This window comes from Ralstonia sp. A12 (assembly GCF_000801955.1).
In the GTDB taxonomy this organism is placed as follows: Bacteria; Pseudomonadota; Gammaproteobacteria; order Burkholderiales; family Burkholderiaceae; genus Ralstonia.
The window spans coordinates 242,431-249,280 of the sequence record NZ_JSZO01000033.1; the positions used below are offsets into that span (position 1 = coordinate 242,431).

A 6,850-nucleotide genomic window follows, 5' to 3' on the forward strand; every position below is an offset into this window, starting at 1 on the left:
CTGCGCGTGCGCGTCGGAGCATAGGGGGAAACCTGGCAGGGGTCATCTACACCGCAGGGGGAGTGGTGAGCGCGCCACAGGCTGAAAGGATTAATACGCGCTGGGGTCTCAGCCGTTGGTTACGCCGTCTCAGTGACAACGCTAGACGCGTAGGTCCCTCAATCGGGCTTTCCGGCAAAGGCTTGTCACGCCTAGCCTCGACAAACTTTTGCCAAATTCCGTACTGGCCCAGGGGCCAAATCGAGGTGGCCCGACAGCCTTGCCACCATTTCTTGGGCAGCACAACACTTTGTCAATCAATGGGATAAGGAACCTCGTCTCGACAGACTTTATTTTTACGGATCAGGCGATGATCGCTAAAAACAAGGCCCATCTCGGTGCACAAATCAGCACACACAGGACAGAGCGCTTGGCCAAGCTAGCATCCAGGCGCAGACAGCGCTGCCCCTATCGTCGCCACGTCCCAGACCGCCATCGTCTTGACGCCTGCACCCTCGGCCCAGTGATCGCCATCCTTCACCACGGCAATGGGTGGCGGAAAAGAGTACGGCGGCAACTCAAAGTGAATCGGACGATATTCAAAGTTGACGCCCGCTTGCGTGCGCTCCAACTCGATGTTCTGCCCGTTCGGGTAGCGGGCCGCATTCAGATCATGCGTGACGCACACATACCGGATGTCACTGCGGGCAATGTTGCGCAGCGCCTCAAGCACCAGCGCATTGCTGAAATGGATGAAACAGTCCCGCACAAAGATCATGTCAGCCGACGGCAGCACATCAGCAACAACATCCAACTCGACAAAACAGCGGCTCCGCGAGCCATATTGCTGCTGATTGGCCTCTACGATCTGCGGCACGATATCGCCGCCGATGTATTCCACGCCTTGGAGGTCAATCGCCTGCATCCAGTGGAAATCGCCACACGGCACGTCCAACAGGCGCCGCACGCCGAGCGTGCGCAGCAATACTGGCAACGCCGTCACCAAGTCACCGGTCCACGCCAGCTCCGAACCTTGGCCAGATCGGCTCTGCCCACTCCCCCACAGATTCTTCTGATAGACCCCTGAGAAGAACTCAGCGCGCACGTTTTTTTTCATATCTACGACTCTTCAATGCTCATCATCACTCAGCTTGATCAGGCGAAATCCATGGGAGTAGACATTGATCAATCGCACCCCGTTCTCCTGCTTCACTCCGAGCTTCATCCTGACTCGCGACACATGTGTATCGAGCGTTCTCGAATCCGGCCCGATCACACGCCCCCAAACTGCTTTCTCAATTGCATCCCTCGGCACTAGTTGCCCGATGTTTTTGAACAGATACATCGCCACATCGAACTCACGAGGTGCCAATCCGACGTCCTTTCCGTGCAACATTGCAGTCTTCGTTTTCGCGTCCAGACTGAATGGACCCACTTGAAGAATGTCACTTTCCAGTCGCAATGATGGATAAGACCGTCGCAACAACGCACTGATTCTTGCTGTCAGTTCATTCGCCCGGATTGGCTTGGGCACATACTCATCCGCCCCCGCATTGAGCGCCTCCACCACAAACGACTCCGACACATATGAAGTCACGAAAATAACCGGCGCGCTCGACCCCACCGTGTTTCGGATCCACCGTACCAGCTCCTGACCATCGATATCCGGCAAATTTCTATCCAGGATGAACAGATCAAAAATCTGACTCCGAAGTGCACGAATCATTGAAACCCCATCGCGGAAGCTCTCGCACTCATGCCCCGCCGATTCAACGATTGTTTTTATTAAAACTGCCTGCGCCGGATCGTCCTCAACAGAAGCGATTCTCATAGTTCACATCGATTCAATTGTGCTGACACTCACCAACGGCGAATCCTCCGTCACTTTCGGTAGATCGCCGACCATGACAGGTTATCGGACGGAAAATCGGTAACTCAAAAAACAATCGTTACGTCGGCAGTGCCCAAACCGGGATGCAGGCCAAGTACCTGAACGCGCCTATCGATAGAGCGCCGAAATGGCTTCCGTATATGCAGCGATGTTGGTCGGGTTGTCGATGCTCACCGCATCAAGAACATGCTTCGCTTCTTCGCAATAGGCATCAAAGCTCGCATCGTGCTTGGAGAACGCTTCCAGCAATGCGCGCCCCCCTTCCTGACAATCAAAGTCAGGATAGAAATAGCCGGCTTTTCCAAGGTATGGCGAGTTATGGATCAAGGGGTAGCCGCCATATAGCAGCTCGTAGTACAGGTAGTTCTGCGCGTTCTCCCACGTGTGCGAGACCACCGCATCGCCGTGCGCTGCCATGAACTCGTAGACGGCAAATCGGCCCTCGAACGTCGTCAACCCGTGCGTGACAATGTCCAGACTTCGGGAGAAGTGGACGAACGTCGGGTGCTCCTTCATATGGAGCGTGTTGCAGACCCGCACGTATTCAAGAAAGGCCGGCCGGGTGCGATACGCCTCTTCGGTGATGAGCATCGGGATGATGCTGGTCTTCACCATGCAGATGTTGGGCTCGAACATCGCGACACGCCAACGCGGTTTGCCTGGCTGATAACCGAACGACAGGCCCGCCCCCAAAGTGGCCCGCGCCTTGTCGAACAACACGGGATGCCACAGGTGCGGCAGGATCGTCACCGGCGAGCGCAAGCCGGTCTGGTAGTAGTGCAGACAAGAGTGCTCGAACTCGGGGATCGTCCATACGCCGTCATACGGCGCACCCGAGAACAAGAAACCGGAGGGCTTATCGAAGATGGCGCGTTCGATATCAATCACGTAGTCGTTGCCGACGCGCATCGTCACGACTTTGCCACCGCGCTGGCGGAAGGCCGTAATCCAATCGATGCTGAACTGCGCACTCATCTCGATCACCAGATCGCAGCGCTGCATGGCCTCGTCTTGCGTCAGCAACGGAACGTTCCACTCATCAAGCATCATGCGTGGGTCCGCCACACCACTACCGCCGCTGACCATCACGGCCTCGGCCACGATCGGCGATTGACGCAGCAGGAGAATCAGCAGCAGGCAGTTCTGAAAGATGCCGTTCTCCCACAACGACTGGCCTGCGCCTCGCACAAACAACGAAACACCCACAACCAGACGCTTGTTGCCACTGGGTACATCATGCGTATTCGAGATCGACATAGGTCCTCTCTTCAAGAGATCAGGCGAGAAGACGCGTCACGAATGCGTCGAGGTTGGAAGGGTGTTCGATCGAGACGGAATTCAGCAACGCGTTGGCTTTTTCCCGGTAGCGGTCAAGCTGTGCATCGTGCTGCTGCCAGGCATCCAGGAGTGCCCGTCCGCCCGCTTCGGAATCGAACTCCGGGTAGTAGTACCCGGCATCGCCAAGCATCGTGGAGTTGTGGATGAGCGGATAGCCGCCATGCAACACGTCGTAGTACAGATAGTTCTGCCCGTTCTCCCAGTGATGCGAAACAACGGCATCCGCGTGCTGCGACAAGAAACCCGCCAGATCGATTCGCTGTTCGAACGTTGCCTTGTGCTGCCGGACAAGATTCAAGCTATTGGCGAAATACAGGAAGGTGGGATGCGCCTTCAAATGCAGCGCATTGACGACGAACAGATGCTCGACCGCCTCCGGCTTCGCGCGGAAGAACTCGTCGCAAACCAGCATCGGATAGTGGCAAGTCTTCACCACGGAAATGTTCGGCTCCAGCGTCGACAGGCGCCATTGCTCACGCCCTGGCTGATAGCCAAACGCGATGCCCTCGCTGGCAAGTTGCGCAATGCGACGCTCCAGAAAGTACGGCGACCAGATATGTGGCATCACATGAACCGGCGCGCGCGTCAGCGTCTGCAGCAATGGCTTCGACGTCTTCTCGTACTCCGCCAGTGTCCAGATCTCGTCGAATGGGCCGCCGTTGAAGATGTGCCCGGACGGCTTGCCAAACATGGGGGTCTCGCACAATGCCGCATACACGTGCCCAGCAAAGAACGCGATCAGCTTCTTGCCCAGCGCCTTCATCTGCTTGAGCCACTCAACCGGTAGCTGTGCGCCCATCTCGATGACGACGTCGAGCGCGTGCGTCACGTCGCGCGGATTGACCAGCGGCACATTGAGCCCGGCAAGATCCAACCCGGCCGGCAACGACTGCGCATCGCCGCCGTTGAGAAAATAGATCTGGCCAACCCGGCCCGATCGACTCAGCATCATGGCCAGGAAGGCGATGTTCTGGTGGATCCCGTTTTCCCAAATACTTTGGCCGTCACGCGCAAACAGCGAGATGCCAACGCAAAGCCTATCGTTCTCTTTTTTCACTGAACACCCCTTTACTGACCCTGCAAACCACCTTTCTCAACACCCCGATCGAAACAGGTTATCGAGCAAGGCGTCGTACTGCGAAACCACCGTCGCGCTCTCGGACGTAAACCGACGCAGAGATTGCCGCTGTCGCTGCGTGTACCCTTCCCAATCTTCGTCGTGATCCTTTAGCGCGATCGCGAGTTGCTCCGATGCGGTCTGCACATCGTTGTCTGGGTAGTAGTAGCCAATGTCCTGGGCAAGGCTCGCGTTGTGCACGAGTGGATACCCTTGCCAGCACACATCAAAGTAGAAGTAGTTGAGCGGGTTCTCCCATTGGTGGGAGACCACCACATCGGTCAACTCCGACAGGAACGCCGGCGTATCGAACCGGCCGACAAAGCTCGCCTTGCCGCCGCGAACGATCTCCAGCTGGCTCATCAACATCGCAAACTCCGGACTGCTGCGCGCCAGGCGGTCGGCATTCGTCACGTGCGTGAAGGTGATCAACCCGGGGTCGCGACGATAGACCTCGTCGATAATCAGCATCGGATACAGGCAACACTTCACGACATCGTGATTGGGTTCCATCACGGTCAGTCGTTTGCCTCGGTTTCCGCTCGGACGGTATTCACCATGCGCCGGAAGTGCGGCAGCGCGCTCCTCCAGACACATGGGGTCCCACACAAACGGCACAACGCGCCCCGGACAACGCCGCAATGACTGCAGGAATGGCAGCGACGACCTGGCGACCTGCGGGATCGCCCATACCTCGTCATACCCTCTGTTGACGAACAACGTGTCCCACATCCGGCGGCCGAACAGAACGGACTCGGCGATGTTGATGTACTCCACACCGCAGACGTAGCTGACGATCTTGACGCCGCGCGCCTTCAGATAGGCGGTTTGCTCGGCATCGATCTGGCCGCCGAGCTCGATCAGGACGTCAAGGTCACCCTTGACCTCGCCAAACGAGCACGTATCGAACGCGCTCAGGCTCCATGGCAGAGCGGCTGTCACCGGCACGGCGGTCGTGTTGACCAACGTCACACGATGACCACGATCGGATGCCATCAACACCTTCGCGAGGAACAAGGCGTTCTGTTTGATGCCGTTCACCCACAAGCTCTCGTTCGGCTCACGAAGGCCGATGGTGATTCCGATACGCAGGCCGCTCATGCTCGCTCACACCAACAGACAGGGCACCCGACCGGAGACCGCCCGATACTGCGGGCTCCGGGCCATATGCCAGGTGGACCAACTGCCATTTCCGCTGATCCCGCAAAGCGCTAACAACTGGGCAGTTACCATGAGTACCCCACGCCTCCATTGACCATCGCATGGCCGGCCGATGTGGCACTGACACCCATCCTGACAATCACGTTCTGCGCCACACGTGCGCTTCCTCCAATTGCCAGTGCGGTATAGCCGCCATAGCTTCCAAAGCCCGCACCAATCTGCGCCGTCTTACCCGGCTCGACCTGCGGCAGCCCCGCCAGCGCACCCGCCATTGCAACCCCTGAGTAGGCTTGCTTGGCAACGGTATTGACGCTTTGCTGCACGCTCTGCAGTTGAGACACGTTGACGGCATCTGTTGGATCGACACCTGGTGCCACATTGGTGATACGACGCTCTGCGCCCGGCGCCCCCACCGATACGGTGTTGTCCTGGCTCGCTACCGAGCCGGCCCCCAACGCCACCGCGTTGTTTGCGGGTGCTGATGCGTTGGCCCCAATGGAGACCGAGTTGTTGCCGGACGTTGTCGCGTTGTAGCCGATGGCGACGGTCGGGTCTCCGGTCGCCTGGGCGTTGTAGCCAATGGCAACAGCACCATCCTGGGAAGCAACCGCGCGGAAGCCGACTGCAGTCGTATTCTCGGCGGTGGCTCGCGCATTTGAGCCGTATGCGGTCGAGCCGTTCTGCGTGGCATGCGCGCACACCCCGTTCGCCGTGGAATCGACGCCGTTTGCGGTGGTGCAGGAAGCCGATACCTGGGTGACCGCTGTCCCAGAAGTCCCTTGCGTGCTGAGCATGCCTCCAGCGGAGCCACCGCCAACCGCGCCAGGCGCCCCGCTCCCCGAACCCGAACCCGAACCACTCATCGAGTTCACGGTGGTCGACAGCGACGTCATCTGCGTGTTTGTTGCGCCCAGACTGGTCGACAGTGAGTAGATCTCGCCACTCAAAGAAGTCGACAAGCTGTACAACTGGCTGCCGTTGACCGCCTGTGTGCTGCTGGCAGTCACCGCCCCAGCGGCAACGTTGTTCAGCAGGACAGGCGTGGTTGCCCCCACCCCGCCAAAGGTGACGCTGTTGTGCGACGCGTTGTCGTACATCACGGCGTTCCCGAGCCCGGTCGCGACGACCGTCGACAGTGATGCCACGTTGTTGTTGGTCGTGCTCAGACCAGTCGACAGCGATGCGACGTTGCTATTCGTCGTGCTCAAGCCCGTCGACAGCGACGCGACATTGCTGTTGGTCGTGCTCAAGCCCGTGCTCAGCGATGCGACATTGCTGTTCGTTGTGCTCAGGCCCGTGGACAGCGATGCGACATTGCTGTTCGTGGTGCTCAGGCCCGTGCTCAGCGACGCGACATTGCTGTT

At 58.5% G+C, this 6,850-nt stretch carries 6 protein-coding genes; all 6 read right to left on the reverse strand.

Features of this window, described 5'->3' with window-relative positions; translation table 11 throughout:
* Positions 1–418: 418 nt before the first annotated feature.
* Positions 419–1,084, reverse strand: a complete 666-nt coding sequence (locus PI87_RS25250) for a class I SAM-dependent methyltransferase (protein ID WP_232314086.1) — start codon at positions 1,082–1,084, stop codon at positions 419–421.
* Positions 1,085–1,108: 24 nt separating this feature from the next.
* The gene (locus PI87_RS25255; RefSeq protein WP_039600457.1) at positions 1,109–1,810 is read right to left on the reverse strand and encodes a response regulator transcription factor; all 702 of its coding nucleotides are present in this window, start codon (positions 1,808–1,810) and stop codon (positions 1,109–1,111) included.
* 168 nt (positions 1,811–1,978) lie between these two features.
* Positions 1,979–3,127 (reverse strand): DUF2827 domain-containing protein, encoded by a 1,149-nt coding sequence (locus PI87_RS25260; protein ID WP_039600458.1) that lies wholly within the window; start codon positions 3,125–3,127, stop codon positions 1,979–1,981.
* A gap of 19 nt (positions 3,128–3,146) precedes the next feature.
* Complete coding sequence (locus PI87_RS25265; RefSeq protein ID WP_039600459.1) at positions 3,147–4,265, reverse strand: DUF2827 domain-containing protein; 1,119 nt, start codon at positions 4,263–4,265, stop codon at positions 3,147–3,149.
* A gap of 36 nt (positions 4,266–4,301) precedes the next feature.
* Entirely contained in the window at positions 4,302–5,426 is a 1,125-nt protein-coding gene (locus PI87_RS25270) for a DUF2827 domain-containing protein (protein ID WP_039600460.1), read from the reverse strand.
* 125 nt (positions 5,427–5,551) lie between these two features.
* On the reverse strand, positions 5,552–6,850 hold a 1,299-nt coding region (locus PI87_RS25275), incomplete at its 5' end, for a YadA family autotransporter adhesin (protein ID WP_232314087.1).

Bases quoted from the DNA above. Each gene is read 5' to 3' on its own strand.
- PI87_RS25255 (WP_039600457.1), bottom strand. From the start codon at position 1,810: ATGAGAATCGCTTCTGTTGAGGACGATCCGGCGCAGGCAGTTTTAATA.
- PI87_RS25260 (WP_039600458.1), bottom strand. From the start codon at position 3,127: ATGTCGATCTCGAATACGCATGATGTACCCAGTGGCAACAAGCGTCTG.
- PI87_RS25270 (WP_039600460.1), bottom strand. From the start codon at position 5,426: ATGAGCGGCCTGCGTATCGGAATCACCATCGGCCTTCGTGAGCCGAAC.